19 protein-coding genes are annotated in these 19,604 nt (G+C 62.4%); 2 read left to right on the plus strand and 17 right to left on the minus strand.

Going from position 1 to position 19,604, the window contains the following annotated elements; translation table 11 throughout:
* Window positions 1-123 precede the first annotated feature (123 nt).
* Entirely contained in the window at window positions 124-1,335 is a 1,212-nt protein-coding gene (locus AC1PPK_RS24965) for an MFS transporter (RefSeq protein WP_481115667.1), read from the plus strand.
* On the opposite strand, the gene AC1PPK_RS24970 is transcribed toward AC1PPK_RS24965, so the two are convergent.
* The 5 genes from AC1PPK_RS24970 to AC1PPK_RS24990 all read right to left on the minus strand — a co-directional run bounded on the left by AC1PPK_RS24970 (window position 1,332) and on the right by AC1PPK_RS24990 (window position 5,245).
* Complete coding sequence (locus AC1PPK_RS24970; protein ID WP_481115668.1) at window positions 1,332-1,709, minus strand: DUF350 domain-containing protein; 378 nt, start codon at window positions 1,707-1,709, stop codon at window positions 1,332-1,334. The genes AC1PPK_RS24965 and AC1PPK_RS24970 overlap by 4 nt on opposite strands.
* Window positions 1,710-1,718: 9 nt before the next feature.
* Window positions 1,719-2,834 (minus strand): glutathionylspermidine synthase family protein, encoded by a 1,116-nt coding sequence (locus tag AC1PPK_RS24975; protein ID WP_481115669.1) that lies wholly within the window; start codon window positions 2,832-2,834, stop codon window positions 1,719-1,721.
* Window positions 2,835-2,839: 5 nt separating this feature from the next.
* Window positions 2,840-3,256: a hypothetical protein gene (locus AC1PPK_RS24980; protein ID WP_481115670.1), complete on the minus strand. Its 417-nt coding sequence runs from the start codon at window positions 3,254-3,256 to the stop codon at window positions 2,840-2,842.
* Window positions 3,243-4,598 carry a saccharopine dehydrogenase NADP-binding domain-containing protein gene (locus tag AC1PPK_RS24985; RefSeq protein WP_481115671.1) on the minus strand — a complete coding sequence of 452 codons (1,356 nt, stop codon included), beginning with the start codon at window positions 4,596-4,598 and terminating at the stop codon, window positions 3,243-3,245. The genes AC1PPK_RS24980 and AC1PPK_RS24985 overlap by 14 nt, the downstream gene beginning before the upstream one ends.
* Before the next feature lie 110 nt (window positions 4,599-4,708).
* Entirely contained in the window at window positions 4,709-5,245 is a 537-nt protein-coding gene (locus AC1PPK_RS24990; RefSeq protein WP_481115672.1) for a DUF2058 domain-containing protein, read from the minus strand.
* 136 nt (window positions 5,246-5,381) lie between these two features.
* Here AC1PPK_RS24990 and AC1PPK_RS24995 point away from each other — a divergent pair, with 136 nt between their 5' ends.
* The gene (locus tag AC1PPK_RS24995) at window positions 5,382-5,996 is read left to right on the plus strand and encodes a methyltransferase family protein (RefSeq protein WP_481115673.1); all 615 of its coding nucleotides are present in this window, start codon (window positions 5,382-5,384) and stop codon (window positions 5,994-5,996) included.
* A gap of 25 nt (window positions 5,997-6,021) precedes the next feature.
* Here AC1PPK_RS24995 and AC1PPK_RS25000 read toward each other — a convergent pair whose 3' ends face one another.
* The 12 genes from AC1PPK_RS25000 to AC1PPK_RS25055 all read right to left on the minus strand — a co-directional run bounded on the left by AC1PPK_RS25000 (window position 6,022) and on the right by AC1PPK_RS25055 (window position 19,516).
* On the minus strand, window positions 6,022-6,558 hold the full coding sequence (locus AC1PPK_RS25000; RefSeq protein WP_481115674.1) for a response regulator: 537 nt from the start codon (window positions 6,556-6,558) through the stop codon (window positions 6,022-6,024).
* The gene (locus AC1PPK_RS25005; protein ID WP_481115675.1) at window positions 6,555-9,329 is read right to left on the minus strand and encodes a PAS domain S-box protein; all 2,775 of its coding nucleotides are present in this window, start codon (window positions 9,327-9,329) and stop codon (window positions 6,555-6,557) included. Before AC1PPK_RS25005 ends, AC1PPK_RS25000 begins: the two co-directional genes overlap by 4 nt.
* 124 nt (window positions 9,330-9,453) lie before the next feature.
* Complete coding sequence (locus tag AC1PPK_RS25010) at window positions 9,454-11,478, minus strand: TonB-dependent receptor (RefSeq protein ID WP_481115676.1); 2,025 nt, start codon at window positions 11,476-11,478, stop codon at window positions 9,454-9,456.
* 289 nt (window positions 11,479-11,767) lie between these two features.
* Entirely contained in the window at window positions 11,768-12,586 is an 819-nt protein-coding gene (locus tag AC1PPK_RS25015) for a hypothetical protein (protein WP_481115677.1), read from the minus strand.
* A 48-nt stretch (window positions 12,587-12,634) separates the two neighbouring features.
* Window positions 12,635-13,153 carry a hypothetical protein gene (locus tag AC1PPK_RS25020; protein WP_481115678.1) on the minus strand — a complete coding sequence of 173 codons (519 nt, stop codon included), beginning with the start codon at window positions 13,151-13,153 and terminating at the stop codon, window positions 12,635-12,637.
* Window positions 13,154-13,630: 477 nt separating this feature from the next.
* Window positions 13,631-14,686, minus strand: coding sequence for a hypothetical protein (locus AC1PPK_RS25025; protein WP_481115679.1), 1,056 nt, complete (start codon window positions 14,684-14,686; stop codon window positions 13,631-13,633).
* 28 nt (window positions 14,687-14,714) lie between these two features.
* Window positions 14,715-15,008: an STY0301 family protein gene (locus AC1PPK_RS25030; protein WP_481115680.1), complete on the minus strand. Its 294-nt coding sequence runs from the start codon at window positions 15,006-15,008 to the stop codon at window positions 14,715-14,717.
* A 568-nt stretch (window positions 15,009-15,576) separates the two neighbouring features.
* Window positions 15,577-16,326, minus strand: a complete 750-nt coding sequence (locus tag AC1PPK_RS25035) for an SDR family oxidoreductase (protein ID WP_481115681.1) — start codon at window positions 16,324-16,326, stop codon at window positions 15,577-15,579.
* A 15-nt stretch (window positions 16,327-16,341) separates the two neighbouring features.
* A complete protein-coding gene (locus AC1PPK_RS25040; protein WP_481115682.1) occupies window positions 16,342-16,932 on the minus strand; it encodes an HD domain-containing protein in 591 nt (196 codons plus the stop codon).
* A 90-nt stretch (window positions 16,933-17,022) separates the two neighbouring features.
* Window positions 17,023-17,994 carry an acyltransferase family protein gene (locus tag AC1PPK_RS25045; RefSeq protein WP_481115683.1) on the minus strand — a complete coding sequence of 324 codons (972 nt, stop codon included), beginning with the start codon at window positions 17,992-17,994 and terminating at the stop codon, window positions 17,023-17,025.
* Window positions 17,995-18,166: 172 nt separating this feature from the next.
* On the minus strand, window positions 18,167-18,595 hold the full coding sequence (locus AC1PPK_RS25050) for a hypothetical protein (protein WP_481115684.1): 429 nt from the start codon (window positions 18,593-18,595) through the stop codon (window positions 18,167-18,169).
* A 462-nt stretch (window positions 18,596-19,057) separates the two neighbouring features.
* Window positions 19,058-19,516, minus strand: coding sequence for a hypothetical protein (locus AC1PPK_RS25055; RefSeq protein WP_481115685.1), 459 nt, complete (start codon window positions 19,514-19,516; stop codon window positions 19,058-19,060).
* Window positions 19,517-19,604: the final 88 nt, after the last annotated feature.

Genomic DNA, 19,604 nt, shown 5'->3' on the forward strand with positions numbered 1-19,604 from the left:
AACGGCCGAATGGCGTGAGACAGACATACATCGTATTTCTAGAATCGGCGGACGTCGAGACATACCAACACGCAGCCGGCCCCTGATCGACGAAGGGGCGGCACCGCACAGAGAGCCCGCACCATGACGAAACCCACTGCCTTGCCCTTGCAGGCGCGCCACGGCGAAGCCGCCTTCGGCATCCTCGGGGCCATCAGCACCTCGCACTTCATCAACGACATGATGCAGTCGCTGATCCTTGCCATGTATCCGCTTTTGAAGGGCGAATTCCGCCTCAGCTTCGGGCAGATCGGCCTGATCACCCTCACCTATCAGCTGACCGCCTCACTGCTGCAACCGCTGATCGGCCTGTACACCGACAAGAAGCCGCAGCCCTATTCCCTGCCCTTCGGCATGGCCGCGACCCTCCTCGGTCTGCTACTGCTCGCCTATGCACCGAGCTACGAGATCGTGCTGCTCGCCGCCGCCTGCGTCGGCACCGGCTCAGCGATCTTCCACCCGGAATCATCACGCATCGCCCGGCTCGCCTCGGGCGGGCGGCACGGGCTGGCCCAATCGGTCTTCCAGGTCGGCGGCAACACCGGCAGCGCCGTCGGCCCGCTGGTGGCGGCCGCCGTCATCGTGCCCTTCGGGCAGCACAGCGTGGCCTGGTTCGGCCTCGCCGCGGTACTCGGCATCGTGCTGCTGGTGCAGGTCAGCCGCTGGTACGCCACCCACCACATCGCCAGCGCCGCACGCAGCCGCACGCCGGTGGAGTCGCCCTATCCACGCAAGGTGGTGCTCGGCGCCGTGGCAGTGCTGCTGGTGCTGATCTTCTCGAAGTATTTCTACATCGCCGGTCTGAGCAGCTTCTACACCTTCTACCTGATCGAGAAGTTCGGCCTGTCGGTGCAGAGCGCCCAGGTGCACCTGTTCGCCTTCCTGTTTGCATCGGCGGCCGGCACCATTCTCGGCGGCCCGATCGGCGACCGCGTCGGCCGCAAGCCGGTGATCTGGGCGTCGATCCTTGGCGTCGCCCCCTTCGCGCTGATCCTGCCCCACGCCGACCTGTTCTGGACCACGGTGCTGACCATCATCATTGGTCTGGTGCTGTCGTCAGCCTTCTCCGCAATCCTCGTCTATGCGCAGGAACTCATGCCCGGCAAGGTCGGCATGGTGTCCGGCCTGTTCTTCGGCTTCGCCTTCGGCATGGGCGGCCTGGGCGCCGCCGTGCTGGGCCTGCTCGCCGACCGGACCAGCATCGACGCCGTCTACCACGCCATCGCCTACCTGCCGCTGCTCGGTATCGTCGTGGCGTTGCTGCCGAAGAGTCCGCACGTCACAACCAAGCCCTAATGGCTGATGCAGAGCGCGTTGATCAAGCCCACGGCGATGGAGAGTGTCGCCAGCAGGATCGCCGGCGCAGTGTCGCCGGCCTCGATCTGCGCCGCCCTGCGTCGCATCACGAGGAACACGGCGAACTGCACCCCGCCGGTGATGGCCGCCCATAGGGCCATCTCCGGCAGGCTCTGGGTGTAGTAGATCGAGGACAGCAGCGGGAAGGTGAAACCCAGGATCGCCCCCGACAGGGAGATCGCCGCAGCCTGGTTGTTGCGGCGGATCAGTTCGAACTCCCTGTAGGGCGTGAGGTGGACATAGACCACCACGAACACCGCCAGCAGGACAAGCGCTGCGGCGAAATAGCTGATGAATGCGAGAAAGGCGCTCACGGCTCGTCCTTATTCGAAGTAATGGGGCACGAAGTTGCTCATGTTGGTGGTAATCGGCGAAACGTCCTCACGGATGCACATGCCCGCTGGCTCGCCGCCGACGATCCAGGCACCGAGCACCGGATACTTGCCGTCGAACTCGGGAATGACCGCCAGCCCCTGGTAGACGACGCCCTCCGCACCATAGGGGCCGGCATCCTGGGCCAGCAGACGCCCGTCGGCGTAGAGCGCCACATTGGCTCCCTCGCGGGAATACAAGGGCTTGCGCGCGTAGGACTGGAGGCGTCCCGGCTCGAAATAGGCCGGCAGCAGGTTGGGATGACCGGGATACATTTCCCACAGCAACGGCAGCAAGCCCTTGCAAGCCAGCACGGACTTCCAGATCGGCTCGACGAAGCACGTGCCGCCGCCAACGATGTGGCGACCAAAGTCCTCACGCATCAGCCACTCCCACGGATAGAGCTTGAACAGGGTGTCGATCGGCTGTCCGTCCAGATCGACGAAGCGCCGGCGCACGGCATCCCAGCCGATATCCTCGACATGGATGTGCCGTGCCTCGCGCCCGGCCTGCACCACCACATCCTGCATGTAGGTGGTGCACACCCAGTCCTCCTCGTTGCCCCGCAGGGAGGCCAGGTGGACTACCCCCGTGCCTGGCAGGTGCTGCCATTGCGCCACCAGGCGTTCGTGGAGCGAGTTGAACTGGTCGGCATCTGGCCGGCAGTCCTCCAGCCAGTACCACTGGGCCACCGCCGATTCGAGCAGGGAGGTTGGCGTATCGGCGTTGTACTCCAGCAGCTTCGGCGGATTCACACCGTCGTAGGCCAGATCGAAACGGCCGTAGAGGCTGAATTCGTCCTGCGCCAACGAATCCGCCACGGCCTTGTGGAAAGCCTCCGGAATGCCCAACTGCGCCAGGCGCCCATCGGCAATGGCGCGGCGGGCAGCAGCCACACACATGGCGTGCAGTTCCTGCGTAGCGGCCTCGATCTCGTCCACCTGAGCCGCCGTGAAGCGGTAGCAGACATCTTCCTTCCAGTAGTTGTCCCACGAATGGAAAGACAGGCCGACGGCCTCCAGCCGTCGTCCGAAATCGGGGCGCGGTGAAATGGGCAGACGCTCCATCGTCGTCAGCCCCCCGCCGAGAAGCCGTGAGCGGAGCTGCCGAAGCCGCCGCGGCTCACCGAGCTGACCACCGTTCCGTGCGCCGTCGACGGCGCGCCGCGACTGAGGTAGGAATCGCTGACGATCCGCGTTTCCCCCGACGGAGAAACGGCGACCGGATGCCCCGCTGAACGGTCCCAGTAGTAGCGGGGCCCCGCATAGGTCGAACTGCTGCCACGGGCACCCGAACCGCTGCCATGACCGCCACCGGCGCCACCGTCCTCCTGGCAGTTGCGGGGATCGCGTCCCCAGTCCCTCTCGCAGGCCTCCCGGCCGGCATAGAAGTCCTGCTTGAGTTCCTGCACGTCGCCGCCGCCGTCACAGCCGGCAATCAAGCCAGCGGTGCCGATCACCAACAGGGGAATTCTCTTAGACCGCTTCAAGTTCGTGCTCCCTCATGGCCGAAGACAGCCTGAAATTCTTGAATGACAACGCCCCCGCCGGGCCGGGCTGCCAGTCCGTCAGCGCACCGGATACCGTTCCAAGGTATGGACGGGCCACCGCCAGCACGCGGGCGTGATCCATCGACTCGGCCTCGACCACGCCCGCCGCTGGATGCGCCAGCATCCAGTCCAACGCACCGAGAATGCCGGCCACCACCTGCAGGGACGTAGCCGTGTTGTGGGGCGCCAGCGCGCGGGCCCCGTGAAGGCCAAGGGTCGAGCCGTACCAGTAAGCCCCACCATCGAAGACGAAAAGGACACCCAACTGATCGAAGCCATTCTCCAGTTCATCCCCCAGCACCCGCTTGTGGCGTGGCGGCACGAAGCCACCGGCCACCCAGAACCCCAGCGAACGGACCGCTGCAGGACACGGCCGATAGGCGTAATAGACGGTCGGACGATGGACGGTCCTGCCGGCGTCGTTCCGCAGGGTCAGCAAGGCGGCCAGGGACAGGGCTTCGTGATGGGTGATCAGCCAGGCCTGCTGCTCACCGCAGGACGGCAGCCAGGACTTCACGCGAACCTCCGCACCATGGGCATCCAGATGGATTGCTCCCGACTCATCCGCCATCCGGTGGGCATCCGACGGCAGACAGGGCTCATGGCTGCCCCAGCCGAGTTCCGCGCATTGCCAGGCTTCGGACAGGAAACCGTCTACCGACCACGTGTTATGGAAGCCCCCGACTGGCAGCACCGTGCCGGCATGCTGGGTGTCCCGCTCGGCAATCTGCACGACCCGGATGCCCAGCGCATGCGCCAGCCCAGCCCAAGAAGGACGCGTCTCGATCGGGATGCCGCGGATCGCCGCCAGCGCCAGCAGCCCCTCCTTGGCCAGATGGCTGATCAGCCCCGGATTGGCCCCGTGGGCAATCACGGCTGTCGGTGCGCCAGGCACATGCATCGCCAGCGCGGCCTTGCGCAGTGCGTGGTTGGTCGTGCTCGCGTCCGCCGCGGCATAACCTCCGGCCCAAGGCTCGATGCATGTATCGAGGTAAAGCACCCCGTGCTCACGGCACCAGCCCATCAAGGCCAGCGACGACACCTCGACGGAAAGGTTGAGCAACACATCCCCCGGCCGCAGGCGGCCGTGCAGGACCTCACGATGATTGTCCGGTGTGAGCGGCCGGTTTTCGAGGCGGATGCCGAAAGCGTCGGCCACCGGCCGGCCGCGCTCGTCTGCGGCAATCGCCGCGATGTTCGCCACCACCCCTCCGGAGTGCCGCAGCAACAATGGCAGCAGCGCCTGTCCGACACTGCCGAAGCCGATCAAGAGGATACGCACCACACCGCCCGCAAAAATGACGCGCGGATTATAGCGTGAGGACGAGCGGGTGCCGCGAACCGGGCGCCGCTGACCGGACCGCTAAACTGCCCTGCCGGCAGCCCCGGAGATCACCACATCAGGTCGTCCGGCACCTTGAAGTCGGCGTACGGATCGTCCTCCGCGACCTCCGTGGTAGCGCGCTTGATCTGCACGACGATGGACGGATCGCGCTCGGCGATCTTGTCGGCGATGACCTTCGGCACCAGCTCGGTCACATCGCCGCGGCAGATGATCACCAGATGCCCGGCGACGATATGGTCACGCACCTTGGCCGACACATACACCCGCTTGATCTTGTTGTCGTGCGTGAAGTTATAGGCGATGTCGCCGCCGCCCTTGTGCTGACGGTTCTGCTGCACCATCTGGGCGATCTGTGCAGCAATCGCCTTCTGGGTCGCCGCCGCGTCGCGCTGGGCATTGAGCTCGCGGGCCCGCTCGGCGTTCTTGCGCTGGGCTTCCTGGGCGGCCAAACGCGCCTCGTCGACACTCTCGGTGCCGGTGCGTCGCTCGATCTTCTGCTGCCGCGCCTTGTCCTGATGGACCTTCTTGGCCTTCTTCTGGTCCACCAGACCGGCCTTCAAGAACTGTTCCTGCAAAGACGCCATCTGCGCCACTCCGTCAAAAAAGGTGATGTAGGCCAAGCCGCGAAGCCGGCCGAAAGGAGAGCGGCAGCATAACAAAAAGTCGCCGCCGTCAGTCCTTGCGTGCTCAGCACCGCACAATCTGATGCACCATGCGCCCATGAACGATACCGACCTGCCTCGCCTGTTGTTGCTGGCCACCAGCTGGCTGCTGTTCGGCGCCCTCCACAGTCTGCTGGCCGGGACGCCCCTCGAACGTCTGTTCGGCCGCCACGGGCGACTCGCCTTCAACGTTCTCGCCGTCGTCACGGTGGCCGCGCCGCTGGCGGTCCTCTCCAGCCTGCCCGCCACGCCGCTGTTCGACGAGCCCGCCTGGCTGCGCTGGCTCCGCCAGGGCCTCGGTGCCGCCGCGGTGCTGGGCTTCATCCACACGCTGAAGTTCTACTCGATGCCGGCCTTCCTCGGCCTGCGCCAGGAAACCTGGCCGCTCACCTTCAGCCCGTGGCACTGCCGGGTGCGGCACCCGTGGTACTTCCTGATGCTGGTATTCATCTGGACGCGGCAGATGAGCGCCCCCTGGCTGGTCTCCGCACTATGCATCAGCGCCTATCTGGTGATCGGCAGCCGCATCGAGGAGAAGCGCATCCTGCGCCGCCACCCGGATTCGTACGCCGCCTATCGCCGCATCGTGCCGGCCCTGATCCCCTGGCGCGGGCGGGCGCTGGACGAAGCCGCGCGCCGCCGGCTGGAAGCCCGGGCCCAGGGAGAAAGCTGAACGTACCGCACCTCAGGAGCACACCTCAAGGATTTGGCGTTTCGGGCACCACGGCCCCGGAGGCCGACTTCCGCAACCACTCCAGCAGTGCAGAGAACAGCGTCTCCGGGTCCACGGGCTTGGCGACGAATCCATCCATGCCCGCCTCCGTGCAGCGCAGCCGGTCTTCCGCAAAGGCGTTGGCGGTCAAGGCCAGGATGGGAACGCGCTTTCCCTCCGTCAGCAGCCGGATGCGCCGTGTCGCTTCGAGGCCATCCATATTCGGCATCTGCATGTCCATCAGGATCAACGCATAGTCCTGACTGCACACGCGGTTCAGGGCCTCGGCCCCGTCCTCCGCCACATCGGCCTGCAGGCCGGCATCCTCCAGCATCGACAGGGACACCTCGCGATTGACCGGATCGTCCTCGGCCAGCAGCACGCGCGTGCCCGCAAAGTCCCGCCGCAGGATCTGCTCGGCATCGCTCGCCCCGTGGCTGCCGCCCGGACGGCACACTTGCGCCGACTTGCGCAGGCGCGCCGTCAGCCAGAAGGTACTGCCCTTGCCGAGCTCGCTCGTCACCCCGGTTTCCCCCCCATCAGCTCGACCACGCGCCGGGTGATCGCGAGCCCGAGGCCGGTCCCGCCGTGCTTGCGGCTGATCGAGTTGTCGGCCTGCTCGAAGGCGGAGAACAGGCGCGGGATGACATCCGGCGCGATGCCGGTGCCGGTGTCGCTGACCTCGAAGCACAGCAGGCTATGCTCCGGCCCGTCCTCGACGAGGCGGGCCCGCAGGAGAATGCGGCCGGCTTCGGTGAACTTCACCGCATTACCGAGATAGTTGAGCAGCGCCTGCTGCAGGCGCGTGCGGTCACCGAGCAACCCGCGGGGCATCGGCGGGATGTCCGTTTCGAGCCGTAGCCCCTTGGCCTTGACTCGCCCTCCGATCATGCTGACGACATTATCCGCCAGCTCCTCGACACTCAGCCAGGCCTCATCCAGTTCGAACTTGCCGGCCTCGATCTTCGACAGATCGAGGATCACATTGACGACGTCGAGCAGGTGAGCGCCGGCCGCTTCGATCTTGTCCAGCTTGTTGATCTGCGACGACGTCGCGCCACTGCGGCGCAGGACATGCGCCATGCCGATGATGGCGTTCAGTGGCGTCCGGATCTCGTGGCTCATGTTGGCGAGGAAGGCGCTCTTCGCCACGTTCGCCGTCTCCGCCTGGTTCTTGGCCCAGGTCAGCTCCTGAGTACGCTCCTCGACGAGCCGCTCAAGATGGTTGCGGTGCTCCGCGAGCTCATGCTGGATCGCCTTCGTCTCGGTAATGTCCATCGCCAGCCCATCGATGAGGATATCGCCCTCTTCAAGCCGGATCCCGATGGAACGGTCGAAGAACCATCGCCAGCGGCCTTCGCTGTCGCGGATGCGGTATTCCAGGCTGAAAGGCGTCTGCTCGGCGAGCAGACGGGCAATGGCCGCCCCGACGCACGGCTGGTCCTCCGGATGGATCGATTCGGCCCACAGGAAAGGATGGGCCAGCAGGTATTCCATCGAATGGCCGAAAACATCCACTGCACGCGGCGAATAGTAGTAAATGCCCCCACGCAGCACGGAATAGGTATATGCAATGTCCGGCAGGCTCTCCACCAGGTGGCGATAGCGCGCCTCCCGCTGCTCGAGGATGGCCTCCGCCTGCTTGCGCGGCGTGATGTCGGTGTGCGTGCCGCACATGCGCAGCGGCCGGCCGTCCCCGTCCCGCTGCATCACCCGGGCCTGATCGAGAATCCACTTCACGCTCCCGTCCTTGTGGAGCATCCGGTACTCGATCTTGTGCATCTCGGCATGCCCCTTGAGGACGGCGTCGATGGAGTCCCACGCGCGCTGGCGATCTTCGGGGTAGATGAAATCGGTCCACTGCTGGGTCGTCCGCTGGATCTCCTCATGGGTATAACCCAGCATCACGGCCCACTGCCTGTTCCGCTCGACCGTACCGGCTTCCAGATTCCAGTCCCAGAAGCCGAGCTCGGCCCCTTCCAGCACGAAACGCAGCTGCTTCTCGCTGTTTTCCAGCGCCAGCTGGGAAAGCTTGCGCTGCGTGATGTCGTGGCCGATGCCCAGCACGCCGATCAGACCGCCATGCTCGTCGAGCATCGGGATCTTGGTGGTTTCGAGGATTTCCCGATGCCCGTCCGATACAAAGCTGATCTCCTCCTCGTTGACGCTCGGCCCATTCCTTTCCATGGCCCGCCGGTCATGCTCGCGGAAGAAATCGGCCAGCGCCTTGTCGACGAAGTCGTAATCGGTCTTGCCGATGACTGCCTGCTCCGCAGCCCCAACGAACTGCTCGAAGCGCTGGTTACAGCGCAGATAGACGCCATCCGGATCCTTCAGCCAGACGAGATCGGGGAGCGTGTCGATCAACGTGCGCAAAAAACTGCGTTCATTCGACAGCTCCCGCTTGGCGATCACCTGCGGCGTGATGTCGCGAGCGATCGTCAACGCCCCGACGATGCTCCCATCGGCATCCCGGATCGGCGAAATCGTCACCGACACATGGATGATCGTGCCGTCCTTGCAACGCCCCCGCGTCTCGTGATTGCTCACAGTCTCGCCGGAGCGGATATGGGACAGGATCGCCTCGACCCCGCCCTGCAGGTCCGGCGGAAACAGCATGCGGGCGGACTGCCCCACCGCCTCCCCGGCCGAGTAGCCGAAGATCGTCTCCGCCGCCGGATTCCAGCTGGTAACGGTGCCGTCCAGCATCTTGCCTATGATCGCATCCCTGGACGAACTGATGATCGCCGCGGCACTCTGCAACGCCTGGTTGGCCTCGTGCATCTGCAACCGGGCCAGCCCCATCTCCCCCATGATCTTGGCCAGATCGGTCAGAAAGGCCAGGATCGACCGCACTTTTTCGCGGGAAAAGACCGGCGTCTTCTTCAGCGCATCGAGATAGCCCTCCTCCTCGATGCCAAACTCGCGGGCCTGACGGATGAAATACGTCAGGTCCGGCTTCTCGAAGAAGAACTGGCCCGTGAATAGATTGGCCACATGCTGGCCGGCAACGGTGATGGGCACCGCGACATCCACCAGCCCGTTGCGGCAATTGTAGACGTTATAGGCCTCGCCCTCCTTCAACCGGCCCGCCAGGATGGTGTCGCTCTCGAGGCAGCGCTGTGCCGTCCCCGAATTGCAGCGATGGAACTTCGTGCAGACATCCTGCCAGCCGGTTGCCACCAGCACTACGCCATCGAGTTCGAGAATCGCGGTGACGGCACCCGTCGCCGCCGTGAAGCTCTCGCACAGCGCCTTCAACTGCTGGACGTCAACAAGCTCGGCAAATTTCATGGGGGCGGACCTATGCGGAAGGTATCCAGCGGGCAATTGCATGCCCGCAGGCCTGGCCGAAGATTTCACGGGCTCAATTCGGCTGAGCGCCCATTCTTCGGCCAGGGACTGGAGCGAGTCAAGATCAGAAGCCTACCCGCAGCGACAGCCGGAAGGTCCGGGGTTCCGCCGGATGGGTGTGGATGTCATTCACCGGGGCGCTCTCGCCGCTCAGCTGTGAGCTGTAGTAATAGTCGATATCGCTGACCTTGCGATTGAACGCATTGAGCACATCGACAGACAGCTTCACGCGCGGATCGATCCGGTAGCTGCCGCGCAGATTGACCAGCGTCGAGCCTTTCGAGCGCACCGAATCGTCCTCGATCAGCGGACGCGGACCGAAATAGCGCAGGCGCACCCCGCCCGACCACTTGCCGCCGGCGTCGTAGCTCACCCCCACCGATGCCACCTTGCGGATCGCACCGGGAACCTCATCGCCCGACACGCTCTCGTCCACCCGCGTGTAGCGCGCCTTGGACAGCGACAGATCCGCGTCGACGATGGTCGCCGGGTTCGGCATCCAGTAGTTGGCCCACTCGATCCCCGTCCGCCGGCTCGGAAAGCTCGGCTCCGTCGTGCCGGCATCGCCGGAGAACACCAACTCCGACGCGATGTCCAGCCGCCACAGGGACAGGGAACTCTGCAGGCCAGGGATCAGCGCGCTGCGCACGCCCACTTCGTAACCCTTGGTGCGCACCAAGGGAGTCGAACCCGCCACCGGCGTGCCGTAGGCCGGATCGCGGAAATCCGGGTTGGTCTTCACGGTGATGCCGCGGGCGTCGTTGCTGTGGAAGCCGTAGCCCATGTTCAGGTAGTACTCGGTCCTGTTCCACGGCCCAAGGATGAGGGACAGCTTCGGGCTGCCGATGCTCGCGTCCGCCTTGCCGGAATTGGCCGGCGTATCGGCGCTGACGTCGAAGCTGTAGAAATCCTTGCGCCAACCGACGACGCTGCGCAGCGTATCCAGCCACTGCACCTGGCTCTCCGCGTAGAGGCTGATGCTCCTTTCCCGCACGCGGTCCTGCGCCACCGTGCCCCAACGCTGGCGGGCGGTCGTCGTGTACAGGCCCAGCTTGCCGATGTCGTCGAGGCGGGACTGCAGGCCCAAGGTGAAGTCCGCGCCGCGGGCAATCCAGTCGCCGAACCAGGTCTGCGCCAGGTTGAAGCCATACACCTTGCGCCGATCCTCCTGCTCGAACTGGTCGCCAGGGCCCGGATTGCAGCCGAGGGTGCAATAAGTGAAGTTGGACCACAGATTGAGGCCGTAATCCATCGCGTATGCATTACCGCGCAGCCAGCCGCGCTCATCCTTGCGCGACCACTCGCCGGACAGGCTGTAGCGATGGGTTCGGCCACCGTCGCGGGGGTCCAGGTTGCCGTAGCGGGAGATCAAGCCGGCTTCCACCGCGCGCAGCGGCACCTGATCCGTCGAAGCCCACTTGGCGGTGTAAGCCATGGCCGCCACCGACCAGCCGTTGGCACGGGTCCCCTGCGAATAGCGCAGCAACCCGTTCAGCCTGTCGAGGTCCTCCGGCATCGACCACGGACCCTTGTTGCCGGCCCATTCCAGCGCGTAGAGCAGATTGCCGTCGCCAACGGCGGGCGACCCGGCCAGCAGCGCACGGCGATAGCCATGGGAGCCGACAGACAGGTCGACGAAGTCCTGCTCCAGCTTGCGCGCGTAGTCGATAGCGGCCGATCCCGCCGAAGCGAAGTCCCCGGCGTCGGCCGCGTAAGGTCCCTTGCGGTACTGCATGCGGTCCACCAGCTCTGGAATCAGGAACTGCAGGTCCGCGTAGCCCTGCCCGTGCGCATGGGTCGGCATGTTCACCGGCATGCCCAGCAGGCTGGTCGCGAAATCGGTGCCGTGGTCCAGGTTGAAACCGCGCAGGTAATACTGGTTGGCCTTGCCGTCGCCACTGTGCTGGGACACGATCAGCCCCGGCACCACCTCCAGCACCTCGGCCGGACGCAACAAGGGACGAGTGTCGAGCTGCCTCGCCGTCACATTCCCCTCGGATGCCGCACTCGCGACGCCAACCAGGTCCTGCGCATCGCTGGCGCTCACCTCGACCACATCCAGCGTCTGAATGCCGCCTGCGTAGGCCACGGACGCCCCCGCACAGGCGGAGATGAGGAGGAATTGCCTGAAACAGTTTTGTTCTTTGCGTTTACCGGACGTCATCGGGAAGGCTTGCCACGACGCCCGGCCGCCGCGGAAACCACGGCAGGCCTGCATCGCGCACATGTATGATCATTTTAGAAATGATCATACAACTATCGTGCCAACATTCAGACAGTGGCTTTCATAGGGCATTCACAGCAATCCTGCACACGGCTCGATCAGGCAACCGATCACCTGGCACACACTTTGGAAGGCTGCTTACCAGTGTGAATGTTCAGCGACGCTGAGCCCTCAGCATGGCCAAGCGCATTTGTGCGTTCTGATCGCCCTGGTTCGCCGCTTGCGCAAGCAGCGCAATTGCCGCGTCCCGATCACCCTTTGCGTTTCGTTCGATCCGCATCAGCGCCGCGTTATAGGCAGCAATCGGGTTGGCGTATCGCGCTGCGGCCTCGAATGCCTGCAACGCACGCTCAGGGCAAAGAAAGAACACATCCCACCCGACGCCCGCGTGCATGATCCCTACATCATCCTTGGCCTGCAGGAAAACATCTTCGAGCGTCGCTGGCCAACCAGCCACCAACGAGGCCATCACTTCCCGACCGGGCTGAACCTTATATGGCTGCCCGCCCTGGAAAATCGTGACAGCCTGACGCGTCGTCCTGAGGGAACCATCCTCGGCAATCCAGACGAATCCATCGGAGCCTACAACCGGGAAGCCCCCGAGGGCGTCCGACAGCTTCATGGCCAGCGACTTCTCCCCGCGCCCTAGTGGAACGCCTGTCCAAGATGCCTTGAGAACGATCCGCTTCGCACCCTTTTGAATATAAGGTCTCGCGACGCCCGCCAGCTCTTCGATGGACAGGATTCGCTTATCGGCGTCGTACAGTCTCCACGGGCTGGCGTGCAAACTGATATTCAGGACAGTCGGGTCATCCTGGCTGTCTTTCCTGTTTGTCGAATACTTGAAAAATGCCTCAGCCGCCGAGACACAAGCCTCACCGGTGCATGGATCCACTGTGACGGCGCCCTGCAACTCCACGGGCGACTTGCATTCGGCAAACACCTGGAAACTCGCACCCAATAGAACAGCCATTAACGACCACTTCAACTCCCACTCCCTTCCTTGCCCGCCAGGCTGCGTCTAGTTGACATACTCATATGTGATGTACCACCTCTCGTCTATTTTCTTGAACCTCTGCTCGTACGGCTTCAGATCATTCACGGGCGTATCGAGCGAGGAAGACAGCGGGGTCAATTCCTTCTCAGAGAAGAGATAAGCCTTTCGATGACTGGAATAATTCCCATCGCTTGGATAGACCACGACGCCTCCCGACAATTGATCGATGCCGACACCATCTGCACCAAGCTCGTCCAGCAGTTCAAGACAAACGGCGTCGCCCTTGATGAGTTCATGTCGCCACAAAATCTTGTCTCCTTCGATATGGCATGCCGCTCCCTCGACCAACGCGGAGAAAGACGCCTTCTTGCTCTCGTAATGACCCTGCATTTCGGCGTCAGTCTTCGGCCCCCAACACCCGGAGAGAACGACGAGCAGAATGATCGACACACCGCACGTGCGCCTTCGCATGCGATGGCGGGAATCGACGAACCGCGATTCATCCGGAACGATTCGATACCCACGGGACAACATGTTCATCATGCCGAGCCTTCCACAACGCCCCTCCACACAATCAGAACATTAGCATAACAAGGCAGAGCAACGCCTACGTCATGACGCATACCGACATTAGGAGCTCTTTTTTCACAAAGACATGCCTCCGGTTGCTGTCGCAACCAGAACGCTGCCTGGGGCCGCGCACGCGGCTCGATCAGTGCGAGCGCTTGCGGTAGTGCGCCTCGACCATCCCGGCAGCGGCCTTCCACAGCGCCGGGGCGCTGCGTTCGATCAGCGGCGACAGGCGCACGACGCTCTTGAGCCGGTCGATTTCCGTGAGGAAGGCCAGTTGCCGTTCGAGGTTGGACGGGTCACGGTGGGGGGCCTTCTTGGAGACTGGGGGATGGGTGAGTTTAGCAGGACGATATCGACGTCCCGATCAGCAAGGCCATTCGACAGCACCACCTATGCCTCGTAGCGCTGGAGAAACTGGCGCCTAAGGGACCGTGCTAATCCACGCCGTCATTGCCGCTCCACGATCTGAATTGAACGTAGGACTTCGACGAGCTGTTCGCGCTGCGCGGCGAGAGCTTGCGCCGAGTTCATCGAGATATGCAGCTCAATCCAAGTGCCGGCCCGGACCAGATGCGCATGAATGTTTGTCATATTGATATGGAGCGAGCCATCCAGCTGGTCGGACTCGACCGTGTCCCAAGCGCCGGTTTTCTTTTTGACGACATTCCTGTGCTCCAGCGTCCTGCCCTGGAACACACTTGGCGGGTAGTCCTTCACCCCCTCGAATCTGGATGCAGACTCGAACCACCCTGACAGCCGAATCCCCCGTGCGTCATCGCTGAAGATGAAATATCTGGGGCTGGCCATCGCACCACTGACGCTCCTCGGCGATTCGCGCTTGAAACCGGCTTTTGGCAGACGAATGGACAAGCTGGAAACCGGAACGGTAATTTCAAATGCCTGGGCTTGTTCCGTAATGGCGATCGACTGTTCAGCGTCACCCGACCTGGGAGCCCCGAACACCAGCGGATCTGTGGGCCCGACACTGACCTTGTTGGTGATGTAAGCAAGCTTCCCATCGCTGCCTTGCAGAAAGGGAAATCTCATCTTCACTGCCTCACCGTCACGCCGCTCGAGGACCAGCGTGATGACATTGGGTAAAGCCGTATCGCTGATGGACGGGTCCGATTCACACGTACCAATGGCGGCCCTGACGAAGGCCCCCTTTCTTGCCTCTGGCGCCAGAAGAGCCCCGATCTTCTTCCCGGACGGCTCCCCCAACTGCCTTACCTGTTCAGCGGTAAAAGCAAGATCGACGGTGGCCTTGTCACTGGCATCAAGCTTGGGGTCACGGGCAAGCGAAGCCCAAGGAAGACACCCCTTGCCTTGCTCAAGTTGATAGCGCATCGCGCCACGCACTCGGCTGATCAAAGGCGCGAACTCATTCAGCAAATCATCGGCTGTTTGAGCGGCGTAGCTTGTGCTGGTTTGCATTGCCATGCAGGCAATGATGGACATACCAAATCTGCGTGCCATTGAGTTTTCAATAAAATAAGCAATCATGAAGCCGTCACTCGGAATGAGTCGTCAACTATTTCCCACACCACGCACCCAGTCTTGCGCGGCCCTTCACGTAACAGCCACTGGCTAGGTGGTCGACAGAAACCTCAATGCTGGAGCGATTCCTGTATTCGCAGCGCAATACGAGTCGCCGATCTGTAGCCTGATACCCGCGAATATCCCAGGTCGCCCCATACTCATTGTCCGGCACCAACTCCACGTTCTCCGCAATAGCTCCATCAAACAAGCGAACATTTGTCAGTACGTTGTTCCTGTCGCCATTGAACCTGGGGCACCCGAAGTGCTGACCGTAGGAAGAGGCCATAACTTCTCCGCCTCGAAGCAATATGCCATATAAAAGTCGCCCCGCGCCACACCAAATACGGCCGCATAGCGCTCCATGAACTCGAAGGCATCGTCTCCGGTCAGTCCAAGATCGAGCACCAGGCCGTTGTCCTAGCGCAGCAGGAGCGGGGTCTGCGCACGCCCCAGTGTGCCGAAGCGATCAATCAGGGCCTGTTCCAGTGCAGTCTCCACAGTGCGGGACTTGCCAGCCCAGCAGCTCGCGACTGAAGCAGTCGATCACCAGCGCCAGCGTGCTCCAGCCGTCACGGCCTGCCCAGACGCGGCACGGATCAGTTGCCCAGCGTTCGTTGGGCTACGACGCCCGCGAGCGTCGTGTTTCGATCCTCGGCCGAAACCCGACCGGGCGCTTCCTGACCTGCACTGTACCGACATTGGTGGCCTTTTCATGAAAACGTGCCTCCGGTTGCTGTCGCAACCAGAACGCTGCCTACGGCCGCGTCATCGGCACCCTTCACGTGGGTGACATGCTTACGATTGTCGAAGCCCGCAGAAAACTATCGCTGGGCCAGCGCGATGCGAGCCGCCCTCTACCGCCCACCGGCCACATCGAGAACGGCGCCGGTCGTATACGACGCCTCTCCGGACAACAACCACAACACGGCCCGCGCAACTTCGTCCGGCGAGCCGCCGCGCTGCATCGGGATGCCGCTCTTGAGGCGTTCGACCCGTTCGGGGTCACCGCCCGAGGCATGGATGTCGGTATCGATGATCCCAGGCGCCACCGCATTCACGCGGATTCCCTCGGCCGCCACCTCCTTGGCAAGGCCGAGGGTCAGCGTCTCGACGGCCGCCTTCGAGGCGGCGTAATCCACGTACTCGCCGGGCGAACCGAGGCGCGCCGCGCGGGACGACAGATTGACGATCGCCCCACCGGCACCGCCATGGCGCGTGCTCATCCGCCGCACCGCTTCCCGCGCGCACAGAAAGCTGCCCAGCACGTTGGTCTCGAAGACATGCCGTATCCGGCTGGCACTCATGTCCTCGACGCGCATCTGCACATCCAGCACACCCGCGTTGTTAACCAACGCATCCAGCCGCCCGAAACGGCCATCAAGCACCCCAAACAGGCGCAACACATCTTCCTCGCGGGACACGTCGGCCTGCACGGCCAGCGCCAGCCCTCCGGATGCCCCGATCTCCGCGACCAGGGCATCCGCCGCCAAACTGTCCTTCATGAACGACAAGCACACTCCGTAGCCCCGCTCCGCAGCCAGCCGCGCAATGCTGGCGCCGATCCCGCGGGAGCCGCCGGTGATGAGGATGATCTTCCTGTCCATGTCCCCTCCGTCAGTTCAATCCGTGGCGCGCTTGCGGTAGTGCGCTTCGGCCATCCCGGCAGCGGCCTCCCACAGTGCGGGGGCGCCGCGTTCGATCGGCGGCTGGCAGCGCGATTTGATCTGTTCCAACGTCACCTCGCACTCCACCCACGTACCGCCGTCTGTCGCCGCGTTGTGCAGCATCGGCTGGAAACGGTCGAGGGCCTTGGCGAACTTCGCATCGTCGCTTTGCGCCGCCTCGAACTCGAACCACAGCTCTCGGAATTCCGTCGCCTGCGCATCGGGCAGCAGGCCGAACAGACGCTCGGCGGCGAGTCGCTCGCGCTCGTCCTGCCCGACATGCGTCGCCGGCATATGAAAAGGCACGTCTCCGGCATCGATCTCGACGATGTCGTGGATCAGCAGCATCTTCACCACGCGCAGCACATCGACGGTTCCGGCCGCATGCTCGGCCAGCACCAGCGCATACATCGCCAGATGCCATGAATGTTCGGCGCTGTTCTCGCGGCGCGAACGGTCGATGAGCGGCGACAGACGCACGACGCTCTTGAGCCGATCGATTTCCTTGAGGAAAGCCAGTTGCCGTTCCAGGTCGGACGAAATCACTTTGCCGCGCTTTCTTTGAGACTGGGGATGGACGAGTCTAGCAGAACGATGTCAACGCCCCGATCAGTTGAATCCCACGGCCGGGCGAACTCACTTGAAACGCATCCGAAGGCGGTCGATAGGGTTTTCGAGGCAGATGATCATGCCCCACGAGATCAATGCAAGAAGAGGAAAAGACAAGACAAACAGTCCTGGCGAGGGCTGCGTGAAAGGGCTGCCCATCGCCACGGCGAGCACGCCGACCGGCATGTGGATCAAATAGATGGGGTAGCTGAAATTGCCCAGCCAGCTATCCCACTTCCGTGTGAACCACCTGGTTTCCGGCATGTCGAGCAAGGACACGATAATCAAGGCGTGAATGAGGAGATTGCTATAAAACAAAGGCTGATAAATTGACGGCCAGATCTTCGACAAGATCCAGTTAACAAACAACAGGGAAGCGATGCCAAAGCGAACAGGATGGCTGTTCAAGAACGCAAGCCGTCCGGACAGCGCATCCCGATAATGAAAGATAAGCGCCCCCACGGAAAACGGAAGCGAAGCGGCAAACACGGAGAAATATTTGTATTTCCAGTCCAGCCCCAGGACATTGACGACCAGCGCGTACCCCAGCCCAAGCACAAACCAGATTCCCGTACCGAGTCGCGTTCGTGACACAGAAAACGCAATGGCCACATAAAAGAACAGCTCCAGCGTCAGCGCCCACGCCGGATAAATGAGAACAGGCTTGCTCCCGGAGAAGAGTACCAGCAGCAGGTTTTGCACCCATCCACCCAGCGTGATGGGAAGTCCCATGCCTTTTGCCAGCGAATCCGTAATCTCCGGATCGGCCGCAATAACCGCCCCGGCCGAAACCAGGCAGGCCAGCCAGTACATGGGGTAGATCCGCAGAAATCGGTTCAATACATAGCGACCGATCCCCGATGCGGTGAAACCGTAGGTCCGGTGCATGATATGCGTCATCAAATAGCCGCTTAGAACAAAGAAGCCAAAAACGGCGTAGGCCCCCAAGCCCCAGGCGCCCCCTATATGCGACAAGGCAACCATCAGGGCCAACACCATTCTGTAAGCACCAAACATACGCGTCCCCGGGAGCTATCATTTGTTCATGATCGACGGCAAAAATAATAGCAGCCGCATCGCCATCAGCGCGAGCAGCACACCAACATACTCCCGGCCATGGCCTTGCCTGTCAGTAAAACTGTGTACCACTGCGCTCCCGAGCGACAATCGATCACTCAGGGGGTGTGGCAGCTACATATTCAAGCCTGATGTTCCCGTACTCGGACTCCGATCTGAGAATGCGGGTGTACGGATGATGTTCGATGCGTATCTGATGATCCGATAGCCAGGACACACGTAACGCGGGTCCTCCCCCCGGCCCGCTCGGTGCCTTGCCATGATCGTCGTCCGCAACCAGCACATTGCCCGCTTTGTTGGGGAGCGCCTCGGCGACGGGGAGGATGGAAACCTGAGTCGAGAAACCGGTGGTTGCGCCGCAGTCGCGCTCGAAGACTACGGCTTTCATCCGACCGCCGGGAGCCACGACTTCAAACAACACCTCATTGCCGCAGGCGTCCGGTATCAGATACAGCAATGCGCCAATGGCCAGGGCAATCAGGGCGACAACGACAACCGCGATGATGCGGAGCAGTTTCAACAAGTGAAGCAGCAAGGAAGGCATAGGTTGAAGCCCACGAAGGCCTCAATATCGGCCTGTAAGAGTTGCTGCGAGATGCAGATATTCAGCGTGATCGCCCCGAACACCGCTGTCGGTGGATACGGAGAAACGGAACAAGAACAATATAACTCACAACGCACCTCCACGAACTGCGCGGTCTTGGAGTGTCACTACCCACTCATTACTCAGATTAGCTAAACAATCTGCCAGCGGCCAACCCGGCGCCGTCTCGATCAGATGCAGCATTGACCAATGGCAAGCCGAAACAACTATCCGGCCCGAAGAGACGCATTAGCGCGCGTGCTTCGTCCTCAGATACTGGTTTGGCAATAGACAGCAGAAGAGCCTCCACCTGCTTTAGATGCTCCACCGATGCCTCAGCCTCCGAGGGCAGCGGTCCGAGTCGCATAAGGCGTATGATTTCGGGACGCATAACCTTTGAACTCACCCGGCTGGCGCGGCTTGCCGCGACGAGTCCGATGAAATGAATTGTTGGGCGGCGGCAGGCCAAAGCACGAGACAGTAACGTTCTTCACTTTCAACTGAGCCAGCGAAATAGGCGCGTCCACTGTAGTTTCCAGGAGCCACACTCATGCGTGGGCACTGCGGAATGAAATCCGTGCAACCACAGAGCGCCGCGTTTCCGGATGGGAACGAAAGACTGAACTCAGCTTGGTGCTCCCATGCACCTTCTGCATCGGTTGGCTCGGGAACGAATGCAACCTCTACGAGCACATGTGCAGCGGATTCCGTATGAACGACGACGATGTGCGGCGCCGTTCGCAGACGCCTCAGCATGTCTTGTTCGTTCACCTCTTCCGGAATCATCGGCTCTACGCCCGCGTCCATCAGATAGAACTGCCGATAGTCCGCAAACACCTGAAATTTTAGGGCGCCTTTCATGCCACTAAACTTTTCTTTAAGGAGACTGATGTACTATTCAACACCAGTTTATTTGCCATAATTCACGCCTCTCTGCTCCAGAAGAACT

It is taken from the genome of Zoogloea sp. JDB1, assembly GCF_056724025.1.

What these genes read in the sequence shown, in the direction of transcription:
- AC1PPK_RS25020 (WP_481115678.1), bottom strand. Translation starts at nt 13,153, where the DNA reads ATGATGAACATGTTGTCCCGTGGGTATCGAATCGTTCCGGATGAATCG.
- AC1PPK_RS24965 (WP_481115667.1), top strand. Translation starts at nt 124, where the DNA reads ATGACGAAACCCACTGCCTTGCCCTTGCAGGCGCGCCACGGCGAAGCC.
- AC1PPK_RS25055 (WP_481115685.1), bottom strand. Translation starts at nt 19,516, where the DNA reads ATGAAAGGCGCCCTAAAATTTCAGGTGTTTGCGGACTATCGGCAGTTC.
- AC1PPK_RS25015 (WP_481115677.1), bottom strand. Translation starts at nt 12,586, where the DNA reads ATGGCTGTTCTATTGGGTGCGAGTTTCCAGGTGTTTGCCGAATGCAAG.
- AC1PPK_RS25005 (WP_481115675.1), bottom strand. Translation starts at nt 9,329, where the DNA reads ATGAAATTTGCCGAGCTTGTTGACGTCCAGCAGTTGAAGGCGCTGTGC.
- AC1PPK_RS24995 (WP_481115673.1), top strand. Translation starts at nt 5,382, where the DNA reads ATGAACGATACCGACCTGCCTCGCCTGTTGTTGCTGGCCACCAGCTGG.
- AC1PPK_RS25045 (WP_481115683.1), bottom strand. Translation starts at nt 17,994, where the DNA reads ATGGTGTTGGCCCTGATGGTTGCCTTGTCGCATATAGGGGGCGCCTGG.
- AC1PPK_RS24975 (WP_481115669.1), bottom strand. Translation starts at nt 2,834, where the DNA reads ATGGAGCGTCTGCCCATTTCACCGCGCCCCGATTTCGGACGACGGCTG.
- AC1PPK_RS24990 (WP_481115672.1), bottom strand. Translation starts at nt 5,245, where the DNA reads ATGGCGTCTTTGCAGGAACAGTTCTTGAAGGCCGGTCTGGTGGACCAG.
- AC1PPK_RS25025 (WP_481115679.1), bottom strand. Translation starts at nt 14,686, where the DNA reads ATGATTGCTTATTTTATTGAAAACTCAATGGCACGCAGATTTGGTATG.
- AC1PPK_RS25035 (WP_481115681.1), bottom strand. Translation starts at nt 16,326, where the DNA reads ATGGACAGGAAGATCATCCTCATCACCGGCGGCTCCCGCGGGATCGGC.
- AC1PPK_RS25030 (WP_481115680.1), bottom strand. Translation starts at nt 15,008, where the DNA reads ATGGCCTCTTCCTACGGTCAGCACTTCGGGTGCCCCAGGTTCAATGGC.